This is a genomic window from Alistipes timonensis JC136, from assembly GCF_900107675.1.
Lineage (GTDB): Bacteria > Bacteroidota > Bacteroidia > Bacteroidales > Rikenellaceae > Alistipes > Alistipes timonensis.
This window is the reverse complement of record NZ_FNRI01000009.1, coordinates 91,806-111,369: the sequence shown is the minus strand read 5'-3', so window position 1 is coordinate 111,369 and position 19,564 is coordinate 91,806. Positions and strand designations below refer to the sequence as shown.

At 56.8% G+C, this 19,564-nt stretch carries 14 protein-coding genes; 2 read left to right on the top strand and 12 right to left on the bottom strand.

Annotation, left to right across the window (positions count from 1 at the left end; all coding sequences use genetic code 11):
• Nucleotides 1-18: 18 nt before the first annotated feature.
• From BLU78_RS12100 to aroQ, 3 genes are read right to left on the bottom strand one after another with little or no spacing between them, the layout of a single operon-like run.
• Nucleotides 19-1,479: a lipopolysaccharide biosynthesis protein gene (locus tag BLU78_RS12100; protein ID WP_010265741.1), complete on the bottom strand. Its 1,461-nt coding sequence runs from the start codon at nucleotides 1,477-1,479 to the stop codon at nucleotides 19-21.
• 11 nt (nucleotides 1,480-1,490) lie between these two features.
• The gene (gene pyk, locus BLU78_RS12095) at nucleotides 1,491-2,966 is read right to left on the bottom strand and encodes a pyruvate kinase (RefSeq protein WP_010265743.1); all 1,476 of its coding nucleotides are present in this window, start codon (nucleotides 2,964-2,966) and stop codon (nucleotides 1,491-1,493) included.
• 20 nt (nucleotides 2,967-2,986) lie between these two features.
• Nucleotides 2,987-3,406: a type II 3-dehydroquinate dehydratase gene (gene aroQ, locus BLU78_RS12090; RefSeq protein WP_010265744.1), complete on the bottom strand. Its 420-nt coding sequence runs from the start codon at nucleotides 3,404-3,406 to the stop codon at nucleotides 2,987-2,989.
• Nucleotides 3,407-3,644: 238 nt separating this feature from the next.
• On the opposite strand from aroQ, the gene thiL reads away from it, so the two are divergent.
• A complete protein-coding gene (thiL, locus tag BLU78_RS12085) occupies nucleotides 3,645-4,583 on the top strand; it encodes a thiamine-phosphate kinase (RefSeq protein WP_010265746.1) in 939 nt (312 codons plus the stop codon).
• A 30-nt stretch (nucleotides 4,584-4,613) separates the two neighbouring features.
• Here the strand turns inward: thiL and BLU78_RS12080 are convergent, their stop codons facing one another.
• Genes BLU78_RS12080 through hpt form a run of 3 tightly spaced genes read right to left on the bottom strand, consistent with a single transcriptional unit; the run spans nucleotide 4,614 to nucleotide 6,067 of the window.
• Nucleotides 4,614-4,889, bottom strand: coding sequence for an FtsB family cell division protein (locus BLU78_RS12080; protein WP_010265748.1), 276 nt, complete (start codon nucleotides 4,887-4,889; stop codon nucleotides 4,614-4,616).
• On the bottom strand, nucleotides 4,890-5,525 hold the full coding sequence (locus BLU78_RS12075; RefSeq protein WP_010265750.1) for a 7-carboxy-7-deazaguanine synthase QueE: 636 nt from the start codon (nucleotides 5,523-5,525) through the stop codon (nucleotides 4,890-4,892).
• Entirely contained in the window at nucleotides 5,525-6,067 is a 543-nt protein-coding gene (hpt, locus tag BLU78_RS12070; protein WP_010265752.1) for a hypoxanthine phosphoribosyltransferase, read from the bottom strand. The genes BLU78_RS12075 and hpt overlap by 1 nt, the downstream gene beginning before the upstream one ends.
• 230 nt (nucleotides 6,068-6,297) lie before the next feature.
• Between hpt and BLU78_RS12065 the strand changes: the two genes are divergently transcribed.
• Nucleotides 6,298-6,897, top strand: a complete 600-nt coding sequence (locus tag BLU78_RS12065; protein WP_010265755.1) for an RNA polymerase sigma-70 factor — start codon at nucleotides 6,298-6,300, stop codon at nucleotides 6,895-6,897.
• A gap of 41 nt (nucleotides 6,898-6,938) precedes the next feature.
• Here the strand turns inward: BLU78_RS12065 and BLU78_RS12060 are convergent, their stop codons facing one another.
• The 6 genes from BLU78_RS12060 to BLU78_RS12035 form a co-directional block, all read right to left on the bottom strand.
• Nucleotides 6,939-8,945, bottom strand: a complete 2,007-nt coding sequence (locus BLU78_RS12060) for a glycoside hydrolase family 97 protein (RefSeq protein WP_010265759.1) — start codon at nucleotides 8,943-8,945, stop codon at nucleotides 6,939-6,941.
• Nucleotides 8,946-9,008: 63 nt separating this feature from the next.
• Nucleotides 9,009-10,604: a putative Ig domain-containing protein gene (locus BLU78_RS12055; RefSeq protein ID WP_026020835.1), complete on the bottom strand. Its 1,596-nt coding sequence runs from the start codon at nucleotides 10,602-10,604 to the stop codon at nucleotides 9,009-9,011.
• A 17-nt stretch (nucleotides 10,605-10,621) separates the two neighbouring features.
• Complete coding sequence (locus BLU78_RS12050; RefSeq protein ID WP_010265763.1) at nucleotides 10,622-12,310, bottom strand: calcineurin-like phosphoesterase C-terminal domain-containing protein; 1,689 nt, start codon at nucleotides 12,308-12,310, stop codon at nucleotides 10,622-10,624.
• Nucleotides 12,311-12,387: 77 nt separating this feature from the next.
• The gene (locus tag BLU78_RS12045; protein ID WP_010265766.1) at nucleotides 12,388-14,310 is read right to left on the bottom strand and encodes a BT_3987 domain-containing protein; all 1,923 of its coding nucleotides are present in this window, start codon (nucleotides 14,308-14,310) and stop codon (nucleotides 12,388-12,390) included.
• Between the two features lie 23 nt (nucleotides 14,311-14,333).
• Nucleotides 14,334-16,202, bottom strand: a complete 1,869-nt coding sequence (locus BLU78_RS12040; RefSeq protein WP_010265768.1) for a RagB/SusD family nutrient uptake outer membrane protein — start codon at nucleotides 16,200-16,202, stop codon at nucleotides 14,334-14,336.
• 20 nt (nucleotides 16,203-16,222) lie between these two features.
• Complete coding sequence (locus BLU78_RS12035; RefSeq protein WP_231290991.1) at nucleotides 16,223-19,528, bottom strand: SusC/RagA family TonB-linked outer membrane protein; 3,306 nt, start codon at nucleotides 19,526-19,528, stop codon at nucleotides 16,223-16,225.
• Nucleotides 19,529-19,564: the final 36 nt, after the last annotated feature.

The window sequence follows — 19,564 nt, the reverse complement described above, 5'->3', positions numbered from 1 at the left end:
GGAAAACGAAAGGACCGCCTAAACAGGACGGTCCTTTTTTTTCAGCTGCCGGCGCACGATGGAGACCAGCTCTCGGTAAGCCTCCAGCCGGAACAGCGCCGAGAGCAGCAGGTAGCAGACGGCACCCGCCGCGACCTCGGCGACCAGCCGCAGCAGGTCGTTGCCGGGAATTGCCGCCGCCGTGAGCCGCACAACGGCGTACATCGCCGCGGACACCGCAGCCGGAGGCAGCAGCGTGCGGACGAAACGGCCGTACGACAGCGGCGTGAAACGGGTCGTGGCGATGAAATTGACGGCCATTTCACAGAAAGCGATAGCCACCAGTCCCCATACCACAGCCATCACGCTGTGGGGGATGGTCACGGCGAAGATCGCCGTCATCAGAACCTTCTTCACCACTTCGAGACGCACGATCAGCGGTCCCGAGCATTGGACTTTCAGGATGTTGTAGGCGATCACGGCGATCGGCGAGAAGAGCCCCGCCAGACACACCACTTCGAAATAGGGCGCCGTGGACATCCACTCCTCGCCCAACAACACGGCGAAGATATCGTGCGACACGGCCGACATCCCGACCATGATCGGAAACATCGCGTAGGCCACGACCATCACCACCTGCCGGTAACTTTCGGCCAGCTTCGGAGCGTCGTCCCGGATTTTCGAAAAGGCCGGGAAGGTGACGTTCTGCACCGCCTGCATCCCGGTCGTCGCGGGCATGTCCTTCAGTTTGACCGCCTGATCATACGATCCGAGCGTCGCCGCAGGATAAAGTTTTCCGAGGAAGAACTGGGGTATTTTGTTGTAGAAATTCGAGATCAGATCGGTCGCCATCAGACTGCACCCGAAAGGCGCCATCTCCCGCAGGGGCTTCACACTGCATTTGCCGCAGGGCCGCCAGTCGCTCAGCCACCACAGGACCGCGGTCCTCACGCCGACGGTTATCACCCGCTCGGCCACCAGGCTCCAGATGCCCCATCCGGCCAGCGCACAGCCGATGGCCGCGAATCCGCCCACGAGCGACGACGTAAAAGTCACCTTCGACAACAGCGCGAAGCGGAACTGACGGATGAAGATGGTGTTCTGCACGGCGCACAGGGCGTTCAGCGGCAGCAGCAGGAAGAACACCGGGGCGATCCGTGCGATCTGGGGCATGCCGTACCAGCGCGCCGCAAAAGGCATCAGCGCCATCAGCGCGCCGTAGAGCACCACCGATACGGCGATGTTGAAGAGGAACACCGACTTGTAGTCGCTCTGCGAAGGGTCCCGGCGACGGATCAGGCTTTGCGAAAAACCGCTGTCCACGACCACCAGCAGGATAGTCGCCACGGCCGACGGAATGGACATGAATCCGAGGATGTCGGGCGTCAGCAGGCGCAGGATGACCAGCCGCACGGCCATGGCCAACAGCATCGAACCGACCTTCTCAGCCATGCTCCACGCCACGCCCTGCGCAACCTTCTCTTTAAGCTGCTCCCCCAAATCTTCGGCGTTTACTTACATTGTGCCGCGAGAATCTCCTCGTTGCGCTTGCGAATGTTGTGCACGTTGGCGATCTCAACGTAGGAAGCGCCGCCGTCGGGACCGAAACTGCCGCCTACGATGGCCAGCAGGTCTTCGTCGTGCAGTTTCTTATACTGGTCGAGAAATTCCAGCGCGTCGACCAGGAAATGGTAACGGTCCGTGAGTTCCTGGTTCCGGAGAATCGGCACCACGCCGTACGACAGGGCCAGGATACGCTGCGCGTGGAGCTGGTAGCAGACGGCCATCACGGTCTTGCGACCGCGGAACGCCGCCAGGTAACGCCCCGTGCGGCCCGTCTTGGTGTCGAGCACCACGTATTTGATCGGCAGGTTGGTCGAGGCGCGCACGGCCGAACGGGCCAGTTGGGCCGTGATCTCGTGGTTCACCGAGACCATGTCCATGTCGATCATGGGTTTAAAATGCGTCTCATCGCGTTCGATCTCGCGGGCGATGCGGGCCATCGTCTCCACCGACTCCACGGGGAAATCGCCCATGGCGGTCTCGTCGCTCAGCATCACGGCATCCACACGCTCGTAGATGGCGCTGGCCACGTCACTGACCTCGGCGCGCGTCGGACGCGGGGATTTGACCATCGAATAAAGCATCTGCGTGGCGATGATCACGGGACGCTTGGCGCAGATGCACTTCTCGACGATGCGCCGCTGCGTATTGGGAATCACCTCGGCCGGAAGCTCCACACCCAGGTCGCCGCGGGCGACCATAATGCCGTACGAAGCCTCGATGATCTCGTCGATATTGTCCAGACCCTCCTGATTCTCGATCTTCGAAATGATTTTGATGTTGCTACCGTGGGCGTCGAGGATCTCCTGCACGGCTTTGATGTCACGGGCCGAGCGCACAAACGAGTGGGCGATGAAATCGACGTCGTTCGTCACGGCCCATTCGATGAAGCGGCGGTCCTTCTCCGTCACCGACGGCAGGGCGATCGACACTCCGGGAACGTTGACGCTCTTGCGCGAACGCATGGCGCCTCCCACGATGAACTCGCAGTCGAGCTCCTCGTCCGTCTTGCCCACGACGCGGATCTCCAGTTCGCCGTCGGCGATCAGCATCCGCGCCCCGACCGGAATGTCGTTCACGATCGAGGGGACATTCATGTAGACCACCTTGCGGGTGGTGAGATCCGAGCCGTCCGAACCGCGCACCGCCACCCGGTCGCCCGTGCGGAAATTGATGCTGTTCCCGTATTCGTCGGCGATCGTCGTCACGCGGATCTCGGGCCCCTTGGTGTCGATCATGATCGGAATGGCCGGATTGACCCGGTGTACGATCTCGACGATACGCGTGGCGCCCTCCTCCGTGACGTGGGCCGAATTGATACGGATCACGTCCATTCCGGCATCGAAAAGTTTCGCAACGAACTCTTCCGTGCAACGGAAATCCGACATGGTGGCGACGATCTTGGTTTTTTTCATGCGATACATATGGAAATGCTTTTTAATTTTTAATCAATCAAAAGGGCCTCAATGCCGAGCCGATACGAATTCAACCCGAATCCCATGATCGACCCCGCGGCTACGGGGGCCAGCAACGAGACATGACGGAACTCCTCGCGGGCGAGGATCGACGAGATATGCACCTCGACCACCGGCACCGACACCGCCGACACGGCGTCGCGCAGCGCCACGGAGGTATGCGTGTAACCGCCGGCGTTGAGCACCACACCGTCATACAGGCCGTCGGCCTGCTGCACGGCATCGATCAGTTCACCCTCGATGTTCGACTGGAAATAGGCGAACTCCACGGCCGGGTAACGGCTTTTCAGTCCTTCGAAATACGACTCGAAAGTCTGCGATCCGTAAACCCCGGTGTCGCGCCGCCCCTGCAAATTGAGGTTCGGGCCGTTGAGAATCAATATTTTCATGTTTTTCTGCTGTTTTCTGTCCCTAACTGCGCGCAAAGATACGAATAAGCGAGGGCAATGTCAAATTTATTTGAACATTGCCGAGCGGGAGTATCTTCGGCAAAGCCAAAGTACGAATAAGCCGAGTGCAAAAGCAAGTTTTCTTGCATTTTGCCGGACGGGAGTATCTTCGGCGAAGCCGGAGATAGCTATTTTCAGCAAATTTCGGTACCTTTGCCCGTAACAACGCGAAATACACATGACCGAATTCGGATTTATCGAACAGATACGCACCCGCTTCGCCTCACTCCCCGACAACGGATTCGAGGGCATCGGCGACGACTGCGCCGTACTGCCCATCGGCGGCGGCGAATCGCTGGTCTTCACCGCCGACCTGCTGACCGAGGGCGTCCACTTCCTGCGCGCCGCCACTACGGCCCGGGAACTGGGAGGCAAATCCCTTGCCGTAAACCTCAGCGACGTGGCGGCAATGGGCGCCCGTCCCGTCGCCACGCTCCTCTCCATAGCCCTCCCGCCCAATGCGGCCGATGCGTGGGCCGCGGAATTCATCGAGGGTTACCGGGAACTCTCCGCGACGTTCGGCACGGCCCTCGCCGGAGGCGACACGACCCGTTCGGAATCGGGCATCACGATCAACGTCACGGCCATCGGCCGCGCCCCTTCGGCGAACCTCAAACGCCGCAGCGACGCACGCCCCGGCGACGTGATCTTCGCCGCAGGCGAGCTGGGCGCCTCGGGAGCCGGGCTCCGGGACATCCTCGCCGGACGCTGCGACACCCCGCAGGCCGCCGTGCACCGCAACCCGCAGCCGCAGGTCGCCGAGGGTCTCTGGTTCGGAACCCGCCCGGAGGTGCACGCCATGATGGACCTTTCGGACGGTCTGGCTTCGGACCTGCAGCACATCCTCGACCGGTCGGGGGTCGGCGCCGAGGTGGAGGTCGAACGCATCCCTGTCGCCCCGGGCGCCGATGTCCGCACGGCAGCCTGCGCGGGCGAAGACTACAAACTGCTGCTCACCGCGGCTCCCGACGCCGCCGAACGACTTGCCGCGGAGTTCGCGGCCCGCTTCGGCAGCCCCCTTCACCCCATCGGCCGCATCACCGCCGCACCGGGCCTCGTGTGGCTCCGCAACGGAAAACCCGAGCCGCTGGACTGGCACGGGTTCGAACACTATTAAAAAGGAAAGGCAGCCTGCAGGCTGCCTTTGTCACTCCCGGATGATATACACATGTTCGTCGCGCCGCTGCATGTGGTAATTCTCGCGGGCATACTCTTCGAGAAAATCATCGTACCGCAGGCGCTCCAGCAGGGCGCTGTCCTGCTCGATCTTCTCCGAGTAGTAAGCTCTCTCGCGGGTCAGGACGTTGATCTGGCGTTTGATCTTCACGGCATGCAGGGCATTGCGTCCCACCATGAAAACGGTGAAGACGACGATAGCCGCCGTGGCGACGATCCAGAATTTGCGGCCGAACTGAATTTTCATCTATGGTATGTGCATATACTTATGCGTCTGTATCGAGATGTTCCACCGGGGATTCGCCTTGGCATACTCGACCATCGCAGGCATCATCCGCTCGGCGACGCTCCATTCGGGCTGCAGATAGAGCCGGCATTTCGCACTCACCCGCGCGGCATTCCGCTCGGCCCATTCGAAATCGGCTTCCGACTCGACGATCACTTTCAGCTCGTCGGCCCGCCCGTAAGCCTCCTCCAGCGGAGGCTGCTGACGCTTGGGCGAAAGGCATACCCAATCGAAAACGCCGCTGAACGGATGCGACCCCGAGGTCTCCAGAAAGATCTCCAACCCCTTTGCACGCAGCGCCCGGGTCAGCACGTCCAGCGGATAGAGCAGCGGCTCGCCGCCCGTGATGACGATGGCCTGCGCCGGACACGCCGTCGCCCGGTCGATCACCGTCCGGACATCGGTCGGGGGATAGAGCTTCGGATTCCACGTGTACTTGGCGTCGCACCAGCGGCACCCCACGTCGCACCCGCCGAGACGAATGAAATAGGCCGGTTTCCCGGCGTGGAAACCCTCGCCCTGAATGGTGTAGAAATCCTCGACCAGCGGCAGCAGGCGCCCGCCGTCGAGCAATTCGCTATCGACTGTCACGGCCATTACTCCGTTACGACGTAAATGTCTTTCAGACTGCGCCCCAGCTGGTCGTAATCCAACCCGTAGCCCACGATGAACTCGTTGCCGATCTCCATCGCCCGGTATTTGACCGGCAGTGTCTTGCGGTACGACCCCGGTTTGAAAAACAGCGTGCAAACCTCGATCGACGCAGGTTTGCGGGCCTCCAAATCATGAATCATGTGCTCGATCGACTCGCCCGTATCGACGATGTCCTCGACGATGATGACGTGGCGGCCTTCGATCGAATTGTTCAGGCCGATCAGGCTTTTGACACAACCCGTCGAGCAGGTTCCGTCGTACGACGCCAGTTTGACGAACGAAAGTTCGTTCTGGAATTCGATCTTCTTGATCAGGTCGCTCATAAACATGAACGAACCGTTCAGAATACCCAGAAACAGCGGCGTCTCCTTGCCGGCGTAATCTGCATTGATACGCTGCGCCACAGTCTCGACGGCTTGGTCGATCTTCTCGGCGGGGATCATGATTTTGAACTTCCTGTCGTGAAGTTGTATGATATCCTCCATTAAAGTACGGGATTATTGTTTAATAAGTGCAAAAATAACTATTTGCCCGGAACAAACGAAGAAACCGCCGTTCTTTTTTCGCCGGACCGGATTCTTTATAAAAAGAGTATATGATTTGGATGAATCGAGAATGTACCCTATTTTTGTACTCGGGAAAACGGAATATTCGAAATAACGAAGCTTGCCGTTTGCCCCGGAAGATTGCCCAAACACCGCAAGGACAGTTGATTATGAAGTCAAAATATGACATTTCCGATAACGCAGCGACGACCGAATCCATTCGTGGCGGCGACAAGGCGGCTTTTGACTTCATGTACCGCTTCTATTTCAAACCGTTGTGCGCTTTTGCGTCGCGGTTTGTCTCGACCGGGGAAGAAGCCGAGAATATCGTGCAGGACGCGATGCTGTGGATCTGGGAGAACCGCAGTACGCTTCTGCCGAACATGTCGCTGAAAGGACTTCTTTTCATGATCGTACGGAACAAGGCCCTCGATTGCGTCAAACACGACAATATTTCGGGACGGGTTCACAAGCAGCTTTATCACAAGTTTTCCGCCACCTTCGACGATCCCGATTTCTACCTGGAACAGGAACTTACCGAAATGCTCGAAAAAGCCATTGCCGCCATGTCGCCGGAATTTCAGGAAGCCTTCAAACTGAGTCGCATGCAGGGAATGAAACACCAGGAGATCGCAAAACAGTTGGGAGTGTCGGTACAAACCGTCAATTACCGCATAAGCCAGGCGATGAAGATACTCCGCCATGAATTGAAAGATTATCTGCCTTTAATCCTGCTTCTTCTCAAAATCCACGGAAATTTACAATCATAAACGAAAAGTCCGGCGTAATGCCGGACTCTTCGTTATCCATATCAATCGGTAACCCTGTATATTTTTGCGGTCCATCCTCCGCCCGGGGCCATATCGATCTTCAGGCGACGGTCTTCGGGAATGCCGATCGTCTCCTTTTTGTAGTCGCGGGCCGCCCGGGAGGCATTCACTCCGTCCCGGTAAACCTCGGCGGCAAACTTCCCTTCGCCCAGGAACGACAGATCGAGGGTCAGCGAACGTGCCGTCCAGTTCGTCATGGCTCCGACATACCATTGCTCCCCGCTGCGGCGCGCCATGGAGACGTACTTGGCGATCTCGCCTCCGAGAACCACGGTTTCGTCCCACACCGTCGGAATCGCCGCGATGAATTCCAGGCACTCCTTTTCGTTCATGTAGTTGGAGGGGCTGTCGCAGAGCATATTGAGCGGAGATTCGAAAACGACATATTCAGCCAGCTGGCGGCAGCGCGTACCCTGGCTCATCGCCTCGGAATACACCGAGCGGTAATTGCCTGCCGTGGCATTTCGCATTGCACCCTGCGTATAGTCCATCGGCCCCGCTACCTGGCGCACGAAAGGAATCGTCACATCGTAGGTCACCTGGTCGAGATCCGGCGACCATTTCATCTGTTCGAGTCCGTTGACCCCTTCGAAATTCACCACGTTCGGATAGGTCCGATGCAGTCCGGTCGGTTTGTGCGTGCCGTGAAGGTCTATCAACAAGCCGTAGCGGGCACCCGTTTCCGCCGCACGACGGTTGAAATCGACCATCTGCTGATCGTCCCGGTCCATGAAATCGACTTTGAACCCTTTGACCCCCATATCGGAATAGTGGCGGCAGATGTTCTCCATATCGCGGTCGAACGCCCAGTAACCCGCCCAGAGAATGATCCCGACATTGCGTTCCGCGGCGTATCCGAGGATGCCCGGCAGGTCTATTTCCGGAACCACCTGCATCAGGTCCGCCCGTTTGTTCACGGCCCAGCCTTCGTCCAGAATAACGTATTCGATGCCATGATCCGATGCGAAATCAATGTAGTATTTATAGGTCTCCGTGTTCACCCCCGCCGCAAAGTCCACGCCATAGAGATTCCAAGCGTTCCACCAATCCCAGGCCACCTTGCCGGGCTTCACCCAGCTGAAATCGCCTGTCGGGGGAGAGGATATCTTGTATACCATGTCATTGTCCAGGAGTTCGGCATCGTTTTCCGCAACGACCATGACCCGCCACGGGAAACAGGTCGGTCCGGCAACCCGGGCTATGTAGTTTTCGCGGGCTGTGACGATCATTTGCAACTGGTTGTGTCCGCCCTGCTCGACCGTTTTCGGATAGGGGGCGTACACACCCGCAAGCGTTCCGTCTTTTGCCCCGCCGTAGAGGTACATCCCGGGATAATCCATGAGGTCGGCCTCCGTTATGCACACCTTTTTTCCGTTCGGACCGCCCACCACAACCGGCAGGAATGCCAGCTGTTCGGATTTCCACGACGAAAGGGGTTCATAGGTATAGAAGTTCTCGAACGAATTGAAAAACTGCCTTTCAAACTTATCGCCCGTCTTGCCGTTACCGCCTCCGCGGACATACGAGAAAACCCCTTCGGCTGCGGCCGGAAAGGTAAATTCGGCCTGTTCGCCGAGGACTTCGAACGCCTTTTTACCCGTGTATTCGAAACGATAGGCCGCCCCGTCGTCGTAGGCTCGGAAGACGATGTTGTAGTTGTTGCGGAACCTCAGTGTCAGCTCGTTGAAATTGTCGCGGACACGCGCACGCTTGTAGACCGGCGCGTCGAACGTGTCATCGACGCTGCGCGTCGACGAACCCGCCAGGCGAGCGTCTACGCCGAACGAAGGCACGCCGGCGGTGGTCATGGATATGGCGGACGGAGCGATCATCACGTCGTCTCCGTGCAACACCGAATATTCAACGGTACCGTCGACCGCCACCTCCACCCGCAGACGGCCGTCGGGTGAAGAGAGCGTGAAATTATTTTGCGCCGAAAGAGTCCCTGCCGCGAGAACCGCAAGCGCAATCAATACATTTTTTTTCATATTGCCAAAATTAAGACTTTTTTTTCATATGGCCAAATTAAGATCAGGGCAGACAGTTCCCGCTCAGCGGGGATTGCCGGGATACACCCGCAGCAAGGCGGCTCCGTGCGGTGCGACTTCAGTCGAAAACGTCTCGTTTCCCCGGAGTGTCGCCACATCGGTCTGACGCCACAGGTCCCGGACGGTCTGTTTATCGCGCAGGCCGAGCAGTTCCAGCGAAAACTTCATCTTGGCGGCTTTCTCGCCCCGGTTGAAAAGCCCCACGGCAACCGATCCGTCTTCGAGATGTTTCATGTAGATCACCTCCTTGTCTCCGTTGTGCCAGACAGGGGCGGCCTGAAGGCCGAGCGGGTCCTGATTGACCTCCAGCACCTCGTCATTGGTCAGCAGGCTGAGTGTAAAATCATCCAGCTGGGCCAAATCACACCCGATGAGGAGCGGTGCGGCCAGCAATGACCACAACGAAATGTGGGTGTACTGTTCGTCGGGAGTGAGATTCGTCGGGTGCAGTTTCGTACTCCATCCGACCATGCCGACGACCAGCATGTCGGGATCGGCCCAATGCCCCGGTCCCGTAAACGGAAGCCAGCGGTCGTGGGCGAACCCGATCGAAGAGACGCTTTCCCAGTTGTCGCGGATGTCGCTCGTAGTGCGCCAGCAGTTGCACAGGTTCATCCACAGGGGCGCGTCGGCATAGGGCGCTTTGTTGGAGATGCTGTAAACAATATCGCGCCCGCAGTTCTCGAGGGCATCGTGCATCTCGGCCGTGTAATAACGGTCGTTGGGCAGCCAGTCGTATTTCAGGTAGTCGATGCCCCACTCGACCCACTGCGCCACATCGGCCTTTACAAACGAATATTCGGCATGGCGGTATGTCTCGGCACGGTCTTTCCAATAGTTGCCGCCGGGTTTCTGGTAACGAAAGTGTTCGTTGTGCATCCCGTCTTTGATCCACTGGTTTTCACCGTCCGGGTTGTCGGAGTAACTGCCGATGTGGGCGGCATAGGTTCCCACCCACGGCGTGGAATAGATGCCTATTTTGAGCCCCATTCCATGAATTTCGTCGGCCAGCGCTTTCATGTCGGGGAATTTCGTATTCGGCTGGATGGCGTTGTACTTCCCTCCGCGGCGTCCCTGCCAGCCGTCGTCGATGTTGATGTAGGTCCAACCGTGACGGTCGAGCCCCTTTTCCACCATGGCGCGGGCCGACGAAAGGACCTGCTCCTGGGTGACATCCCTCGCCCAGCAATTCCACGAGTTCCACCCCAACGGCGGCGTAAGGGCTATTTTATCGCCGATAACGATGCGAAGGTCGCGCTCGCAGCTTCCCGAACCATTCTCGGCCCGCAGCGTCACGACATACTCCCCCGCTTTTTTCACACAGCCCGTAATACGACCGGTTTCAGGGTCGAGCGCAAGACCTTTGGGCAGCCCTTCCGCCGAGAAGGTCATGGGACGGTCGCCCGTGGCGGCTATGGCGAAGAAAAAATCACTGCCCGGGCGCGCCCCGAACACACGGGCTCCGTTGATGCGCGGAGCGGGAGCGGGCTCAGGGGTCAGTATATATGCGGACAAATCCGAAGACGCGGCCTGAGCCGCAGCCGGCGAGGGCATGACGAGGGCGGCCATCAGCGCCCCTTTTATAAACAATCTGTACATAAACGATATGGGTTTGATTAACGGTCTTTCATCACAAAATCATAGAGGACGCCATCGTAGTCTTTCGTGAATTCCGTCACTTTGTACGTGTGTCCCCGGCCGTCATCGGCCTGCACTTCGAACGCCTCGCCCGGATACTTCAACTGCAGGTAGAAAAGATGGTCCCTGGCGGTGGAGATGCTGTTCCACCCGCAGCCGTAAACCTCGTAGAACCAATAGGCAACCCACAAATCCTGCTTGTTCAGGAACGGTTTCATGTCCCCGACCTTCTCGCCGCGCTGCCAAAGGCTCACCGTCCAATCCGGATCGCAGTTCCAGACATTGGCCACGACACTGTTCGAAGGCAAATTTCCCGTCAGAATGGTCCCGTATTTTTTCTGAAAACAATAAGGCGCATATTTGCCGGACAAGGGAAGGCCGTTCTCGTTCATCCGGGGATGGGTGTAAGTATGCTCGCTGTCGTAGGCCCTGATCTGGAAATCACGGTTTTTACCGGTCGCCTTGTAGTACCAGTCCGCAATGTGCGCCCCGTCGATTTCATAAATGCCGTAACCGTTGGGGGTGCCGTCGGCATTGAACGAAGCGCGCCAGAACTGGCCGCAGACCGCACCGTGGATATGCTCGTAAATCTCTTTCCCGTTCACCGTATGAATCTTGTTCTCGTTGTAGTGCGAGTGCCCGATCATCAGGTGTGCCTCTGCGAACCCGGCCAGCAGGTTCAGGGTCTCGGTGTGGTAGCGGCTTTTCGAATGGTCGCCCGCACCGCCGTTCCGGAACGGGATATGAGCGCACAGAATGACCATTTTATCTTTCGGAACGTATGCGAGGTCCTGCTTCAGCCACTCGTACTGCCAATCATAGAACCCGCAGGCAAACTCCTCGGTGCGCCCGCCTTCGGCTTTTTCGCCGTGCAGGACGTTGTCCATGCAGACGATGTGGACATCGCCGCGATCGAACGAGTAGTTCTGCGGTCCGAAGGCGTTCTGAAAATTCTCGATGCTCTTCCAATAGGTCGTCGCAACCGATGAATTCAATTCGTTCAGGTGGTCGTGGTTGCCGATAGTCTGGAAAAAGGCGACGCTCCGGTTCGACATGGCCTCTTTCATTTTCGTCCAGATATCCTTCCGGTTGTTGTCGGTGATATCCCCCAATGTGACGGCATAGACGTTCGGGTTCTTTTTCGCCGTGCTTTCGACATCGGGCAGCGTTTCATCGACAAACCGGTAGACGTTTCCGGCGGATGTCTGCGGATCGGCCAGGCAAAAAAGCGTGAACTTCGTCTCCTTCCCGCCCGCAAGCCGGGTAAGTTTGAAATCCTGGCGGAAAACCGGATTCCGGTCATTGATAGGCCGGTAGAAATAGGGCAGGCCGTTTTGCAGGGAACGGTACACCTCGTACTCGGCAGGAGTCGAATAGAAGACGATCGTGGCCCGGCTGTCCCGGACCAACTGGTAGACGCCGTTGGCGTCGGTCTGCACACAGTTGAATCCGTCGCTCACCATTACACCCGAGATGCCCGTGCCGCTTTTGGCATCGGAAATGAGTCCGCAAAGCGTCGTCCTGGAGTCGATTTTCGTGCCGTTGATTTCCGTTACCGAGCCGCCGTTTCCGGGGCCGCCCGGGGATGCGCCGGGCGAACCCGGATTGTCATCCGAACAGGATGCCGCCATCAGCAAGACGGCGCATAAGGTGATTAAATATCGCATTGTGTCGTTTGGGTTTTTAAGTTTCCGTATCGCTCCTCCGGCGGAGGAGCGATACGGAAACCGCTTTTACTGATTCGTTATTTCCTTACGGCGGAAATTTCGCTGATCGCCGCCGTATCGCGCGTCGTGTTCTTATCGTTGGAATCCGTGATGTAGATACGGATGTAACGCGCATTCGTCGTCTGGGGCAGCATATAATAAAACGGTCCGACCAGTATGGAGGCGTTCATTTCGAAATCGAATTCCCCGGCCTTGGTCCACGCCCCGGAGGTCTGCCACGCCGTCGAGGTCTTCCAATCGCTGTCGTCCGCACGCTCCGAAACCCAGATGCTTCCGGATTTCAGTCCGAAAATGGATTCGTTTTTGCCGATGGTGTTTCTGCGCCACATTTCGACTCCGTCGATAGACTGAACCGATGCCATGTCGACCTGGATGACAAAAGGAAGCTTCAGGTTGTCGGGCGTTTTCGATCCGGAGTTATAGCCGGCTTCCCAGTGGGACCCGACGTTGCCGTCGATCAATTTACCGCACGTGTCGTTGTTCTGATACGAGTTGGCGTCCACAGACCATCCCTCCTGCGAAAGCTTGCTCAGCGGTTTATAAGGCTTGTCGGCAGGAGCATAGGCATAGGCTTCAGCCAGCGACGCCTGATGGTACTCCCCGTTTATCGCGTTGGACTCGGTGATGGTCATGCGCATATAGCGGGCCTCGGCGGGTTCGAACCAATATTTATAGTCCAGATTCGGGTCCACCTGGCCTTTGACAAACCCGAATTCAGCGACCCGCGCCCAGTTATCGCCGTCCTTGGATATTTCGAAATAGCCGGCTTTCAACCGGTCGCAATACGCTCCGTCGCGATTGCGTATCCCAAGGCCGCAGACGGTCTTCACCGCCCCGAAATCGATCGTGAAATCGATGGGCATTTTCCCCTTGTTGGGATCGGACACCGCCGAAGAGTTATAGGGAGCGTCCCAAAAACTATTGACGGTAACGCCGTCTATGATTCTCCACAGGGTCGGGATCTGCTTGCCGGAGCCGCCGACCGTACCATGATAGTACTGACCGTCTATTTTCCAGCCGTAACGGTCCAGGGGCTCGTACATTTTGAAATCCTCGGAAGCGGGGGCGAAATGGAGCAGCAGGCACTCCTTGTCCGGATCGACTGCGAACCCGTCGGCAACCAGACGCACCGGAACGGCGCAGGGCTCCCCGTCCCATCCCGACGGATCGACGCGCAAAGTCGTCGAAACGCTGGTCTGGCCGCTTTTCAAAACGAGCGAGTTCTCGGCGACCGAGGCAAAGCCCGAAGACGGCAGCCGGAAAGAGGTGTGATGCGCCGTGTTATACCAATCTATCGCCTCCTGCGACATATCCAGGCTGACCACGACATCCTCTTTGAGCGGCCGCGCCACCGAAACGGTGAGTTTCCGGTCGTCGGGCGACACTCCGCCGTCCACGATAAACTGGGTCTCCGCCTGATCCAACGACAGCAACACCTGTTCCAGAACATCGGGAAGGATCAGAATGGAGTTGTGATCGTTGTTTACGACGCCGTCGGAAACCAGTTCCAACGGAATCACGTAATTCTCCAAACCTTCGCTCTCCTTCAAGGCGAACAGCGCCGCAGGATCGGTAAACGTCACATAGAGATTGCCCGCGCGGTTGTCGCTCGTCAGCGCGATGGGTTTCGCATCCACTTCGTAATACTCCTCCGGAAGCAGTTTGTAATCGGCGGCGTTGATTCTGTTGTACTCGGCCAGGACCTTTTCCGACAATTCGACGGACGCCATAACGGTCTGGTCGAAATAACCCGAGCGGAATACCCGGACAGGCGTTTTGGCAACCTCGTCGACAGAGTAAAACGTTTCGGAAGTCTGCAACCCGTCGTTGACGATGTAGATCGCGGCGCCGGGAAGATTGTTGTCGCGTTCATTTTCACACGACACCGACAACATCCCCAAAGCAGAGAATATGAAAGCAATATATTTGAACTTTTTCATGACAAAATGATTGTTTCGAAATGTTACCATTGATAGTTCTGGGTAATATTTTTCAGACGGTCGATTTCCGACTGGGGAATCGGCAGAAGATAATTCTTCTTCTGGAATACGCGGGTCGAAGGAGTGTTGCCGCCGTCCGATGCGATGACCGTTCTCTCCCAGAACGGGCTGTTCTGGGCGTCGCTGCCCGGCTGGGCCATTACGTTCATGCCATAAACCGCTCCTGCATCCTCCTGCTCGGCGATTGCCCATGTACGGGTGTCGAAGAAGCGATGGTTTTCGAAGTTCAGCTCCAGCATGCGCTCGCGGAGAATCATTTTGCGCAGCAGCTCCTTATTCCCCTCAACTTCCGGATATACGTCTTCGATATCGTCCACTCCGGCCCGGTTGCGGATCATGTTCATATACACCAGCGCATTGGTTTCATCCCGATCGGGCTGCTCGTTGAGAGCTTCGGCATAGTTGAGCAGCACTTCGGCGTAGCGGAACAGCGGCCAGGTTATAGCCGTCCACAATGCCTGGTTGCTTCCCAGGGTGGTGCTGTTGAAACTGATGTCCTGGAATTTGAACGGGAGGTAGCCCGTGAGCGAATAGTTGCTGCCTCCGGCGCTCGGACCGGCACCCGAATTTCCGCCGTAGTAGAACTCCACCTTATTCAGCGTGTACGAGCCTCCGATCCATTTCAACCCCTGATAGAACACCGACGTATAGAACCGGGGTTCACGATCGACGTACATATTGTAGGTCGACATGGTCTGGTCCAGAATCGGATGTTTGAAAGACGAGAATCCCCGTTCCGAATAACCCGACGCAGCGTCGATGACGGGCTTTCCGTCAGCCTCGTATCCCGTAATGGGATAACGTCCGTTTTTCATCGCAAAGGCGTCGACCAACTTCTGCGTCACGGCCACTCCGCCGTAAGACGTACCGCCGACACCCCGCGGAATGGTCGCCACCCGGTGGCTGTAACTGGACTTTTGATAGGCAAAGATCAATTCGTTGTTCCAGTTGCGGATAAAAACATTTTTCAGGTCCGTATAAGGATTGCCCGTGTTGATAAGCTCATACTGGTTGAGGTCGATAACGTCCCATGCGGCATCGGCGGCTTTCGTCCATTTGCCGGCATCGGGTTCCTGGGGGAACAGATATTGCCCCTTGGCATTTTTCAGGCCGGCGTACATCGGATTGCCGTTGAACAACGGACGCGCCGAATAGAGCAGCAAACGCGCTTTCAAGGCAAGGGCGGCTCCTTTCGTGGCGCGGCCATAGAAAGTGGCCGACTGCTCCAGCGGCAGGTCCCTGGCGGCGGCGTCACACTCGTTGCTGACCCATTCGACACATTCGTCCCAGGGGTTGCGGTCGACGTCGCGCAGAGCGGGATCGTTGAAATCCACCGGCTTCTCACCCAACAGTACGACAGGGCCATAAAGGCGCATCAGACTGAAATAGTAGTAAGCACGCAGAAAACGCGCTTCTGCGGCCCACTCCTTCACCTCGTCGGGAGTCAGTTCCGGGCAGCGGCCAACGTTGGCGATAAAATAACTGGCTTCGCGGATTCCCTTGTAGTAGTTAAGCCAATACTGGATCTTGTAACTCTTCTGAGTGTCTTCCGAATTCACCGACCACGTCGAATTGTTCGACAAAGCGAACATACGGCTGGGGAAAGCACACGCAGCCTCGTCAGAAGAGGGCGTAAAGTGGTTCTGCTGGCCGCTGGGGTCGGTTTCGTTGAATATCCAGCTATACACGTTGACCAGATAGGCGAAGGTCGAACTGTATTTCTCGAAAATATTACCCGACGTGTACGACTCATCGGGCTGGCGATCGAGGTAGGACTCGCATCCGCCTGCCAGAAGCGCCGTAAAACAAAGAATTATGATGCTCTTTTTCATATTATCGTCTTTTTCAGAATTTAGAATGTCAGCGAGAGGCCGATGTTATAGACTTTGTTGTTGGGATAGTTGGCGGCGCCTGTCTGCAAATCGGGGTCCCAAAGTTTGAAATCGCTGAACGTCAACAAATTCATACCCGATATGTAGATGCGCAGACCCTCGATTCTCATTTTGTTCACCCAGGACTTGGGCAGCGTATAGCCGATCTCGGCATTCTTCAACCGGATATAGCTTCCGTCGACCATCCAGAAACTCGACACCTGCTTGTTATTCTCATTGGCAGAGGTGGTCAAACGGGGGTATTTGGCATTCAGGTTCTCCGGAGTCCAATAGTTCCCGACCAGGTCGGTGAAGACGTTGCCCATGGAGATATTGGTCGCCGTGAAAGGCTGCGTATAGGTATTGTTGGCAAAGAAATTGACATTGCCCACTCCCTGAAAAAACACCGAGAAGTCGAAACCCTTCCATTTGACGGAAGCGCCGAAACCATAGGTTATTTCGGGAACATCGGGATACCCGAGCGGTTTGACGTCGTATTCGTCGACCTTGCCGTCTCCGTTCAGATCGAGATATTTGATGTCGCCGGGCTGAACGACTCCCCACGACTGCGTCGGCCAGCCGTCGATCTCTTCCTGGGAGGAGAACAGACCCGCAGCCACCAGACCGAACGTCTGCCAGTTGCTCTGGCCCACCCGATTCATATAGGGCTCTCTCCATGCAGGCTCGTCGTTGTCGACGATGATGTTGTGAGCGTAGGTGAAATTACCGCGCATGGTCAGCTGCACCTGCCCGATCTGCTGATAATATTCGAGTGAAGCGTCGACGCCGTGATTCTTCATTTTACCGACATTGATCCAGGGCTGGGTCGACAGACCCGCAATCCCCGGTACGGATTTGGACTGAAGGAAAATGCCGTCGCGGCGTTCCCGGAAATAGTCGGCCTGCATTTTAAGCTTGCCGAAAAGTGAAATTTCGGCTCCCACGTTCAATTTGTAGGCCTTTTCCCAGCCCACTTCGTCGTTGGGCCAGTTACCCAGACGAATGCCGTTGTAGGTGGTGTTCGTGCTTCCGAACTGATAGGACCCGGCACCGCTCGTCAGAACCGTTTCGTTGTAAATGAAACGACGGTTGCCGCCGATCTTGTCGTTGCCGACGATACCGTACGAAGCTTTGAATTTCACCATATCGAATATGTCCTTCAACGGCTCGAAAAACGGCTCCTCGGAGAGCAGCCAGCCGATGGCTCCCGCCGGGAAAAAGCCGAAACGGTGATTGGGCGAGAAGTTTTCGGAACCGTTGTAACCGAAGTTGCCCTCGATGAAGTAACGGTTGTCGAAGTTATAGGTGATTCGGCCCGCAATACCCTGATGACGGTACGGCAGCGCTTTCTCACTCAGCGTATTCTTCGTGTCGGTGTAGTTCTTCTGCGACTGCTGGTAGAGGAAAAGGGCTCCGACGGTATGCTTGCCGAACGTGCGGCCGTAATTGATGCCGGCCTCCAAATAGAACGAGCGCTGTCCGCTGGCGTACTCCTTATACGTGAGCGTCTCCTGACCGACCACCGTGGGCTCTCCGAAGATCAGATTGCCGTCGTCATCGCGCCCCAGGGCCATGTGCTGAGGAGGCTGCTTGGTACGTTCCAAACTCTGGTGGTTCTGGGCATCGAAAGCCACTTTCACATTGGCGGTAAGTCCCGGGGTGATCCAGGAGCCGAAATCCTGCACGAGGTTGACGGTGGAAGTCGCCGTGTTCCAGAATTTCTCCTTATATCCGCTCTGGGTCAGCTCGTTATAGGGGTTGACCTGGTTGTTGCCCGGACCTGCCAGCGAACCGTCGGAATAGAACAGCGGGAAGGCATTGGGAGCCGTCGACAAAGCGTATTCCCACACTTTCTTCGTATCGCCGCCGGGCTCGTTCTTCCGTTCGAAGGAGGTTCCCAGATTGATATTGAGCTTGGTGTGAGGAAATATCTGGACATCGACATTCGACCGGAAGTTGTAACGCTGATAGGCAAGCGACGTGTCGTAGTTCTTCATATTGTCAACCGCGAACAAACCATCCTCGTTGTAGAACGAGCCCGAAATATAGTACTTCGCAATATCTCCGCCGCCGCTCACGCTCAAATTCACCTTTTCGTTCCAGGAATGGTTTTTATAGAGCTCGCCGAGCCAGTCCACGTTGGGATAAAGATCGGGATCGGAGCCATTGCGGTACCTCTCGATCACATCGTCGTCGTAATATTTGCGGCCGGCGGCCTGATTGTACATGTTGGCAAACTGCACCGAATTGAGCATGCTGGGCACCTTCGTCGGCGACACCAGGCCTCCTTCCACCGAGAGCGAAACACGGGGCTTGCCGACCTCTCCGTCGCGCGTCGTAATCATCACGACGCCGTTGGCTCCGCGGACACCGTAAATGGCCGTGGCCGAAGCGTCTTTCAGAATCGACATTTCTTTGATATCGTCGACATTGACAAGATCCAAATCGCGCTCGATACCGTCAACCAGAATCAACGGCGACTTGGCCTCTCCGAACGTATTGATACCGCGAATCCAGAACGTAGAACCGGCTCCGGGCTCTCCGGAACGCTGAACCGACACCACACCCGCGAGCTGTCCGGCCAGGTTGTTGGAGATCTTGGCTACCGGAGCTTTAATGTCGTTGATGGCCACCGTGGAAATGGCGCCGATGACACTGCCCTTTTTCTGCCGGCCGTAGCCGACCACCACCACATCGTCGATATCGTTCGAAGACGGTACGAGGTTCACATCAATGGCAGTGCGCCCGCCCACAACGACCTCCTGCGCCTCATAGCGGAGATAGGAAAAGCTGAGTACGAAATAGTTCGAAGGAAAGGTGATGGAGTAAAATCCGTTCACATCGGTACTCGTGCCGATAGAGGTATCCTTCAACCAGACAGTCGCCCCAATCATCGGCTCGCCCGTAACCGCATCCTTCACATAGCCCGTAACCGTCTGCTTTTCCTTTATGGGGGGGGGTACAGCGCTCTGTCTCACCTTCTTGGTGAGAATGACATTGAACTGCTGGATGGAAAAATCGATATCCGTCGTCCGCAGCGCAGCGCTCAATACCTCCTCTATCGGAGCGACCATGTCGACCGCAGGGAAAGAGACGGCGTTGATCAGGTCGTCCTGCCACGAAAACCGGTAACTGGAACTGCCCTCTATCTGGCTTATCAACCCGCTCAGGGTCGTAGCGTTACGAACGGTAACCCGGCGTGCATCCTGCGCATGGCCCTCCACGGAAAAAGCGGACAAGGCAATGACGAGCAAAACCGCAAAGCGTTGCAGAAATCTAATAGTCAAGCGTTTTTTCATAATTAAAGTTCATAATTGGTTAAA

Bases quoted from the DNA above. Each gene is read 5' to 3' on its own strand.
- BLU78_RS12060 (WP_010265759.1), bottom strand. From the start codon at position 8,945: ATGAAAAAAAATGTATTGATTGCGCTTGCGGTTCTCGCGGCAGGGACT.
- aroQ (WP_010265744.1), bottom strand. From the start codon at position 3,406: ATGAAAATATTGATTCTCAACGGCCCGAACCTCAATTTGCAGGGGCGG.
- BLU78_RS12055 (WP_026020835.1), bottom strand. From the start codon at position 10,604: ATGTACAGATTGTTTATAAAAGGGGCGCTGATGGCCGCCCTCGTCATG.
- pyk (WP_010265743.1), bottom strand. From the start codon at position 2,966: ATGTATCGCATGAAAAAAACCAAGATCGTCGCCACCATGTCGGATTTC.
- thiL (WP_010265746.1), top strand. From the start codon at position 3,645: ATGACCGAATTCGGATTTATCGAACAGATACGCACCCGCTTCGCCTCA.
- BLU78_RS12050 (WP_010265763.1), bottom strand. From the start codon at position 12,310: ATGCGATATTTAATCACCTTATGCGCCGTCTTGCTGATGGCGGCATCC.
- BLU78_RS12080 (WP_010265748.1), bottom strand. From the start codon at position 4,889: ATGAAAATTCAGTTCGGCCGCAAATTCTGGATCGTCGCCACGGCGGCT.
- hpt (WP_010265752.1), bottom strand. From the start codon at position 6,067: ATGGAGGATATCATACAACTTCACGACAGGAAGTTCAAAATCATGATC.
- BLU78_RS12065 (WP_010265755.1), top strand. From the start codon at position 6,298: ATGAAGTCAAAATATGACATTTCCGATAACGCAGCGACGACCGAATCC.
- BLU78_RS12040 (WP_010265768.1), bottom strand. From the start codon at position 16,202: ATGAAAAAGAGCATCATAATTCTTTGTTTTACGGCGCTTCTGGCAGGC.
- BLU78_RS12075 (WP_010265750.1), bottom strand. From the start codon at position 5,525: ATGGCCGTGACAGTCGATAGCGAATTGCTCGACGGCGGGCGCCTGCTG.
- BLU78_RS12045 (WP_010265766.1), bottom strand. From the start codon at position 14,310: ATGAAAAAGTTCAAATATATTGCTTTCATATTCTCTGCTTTGGGGATG.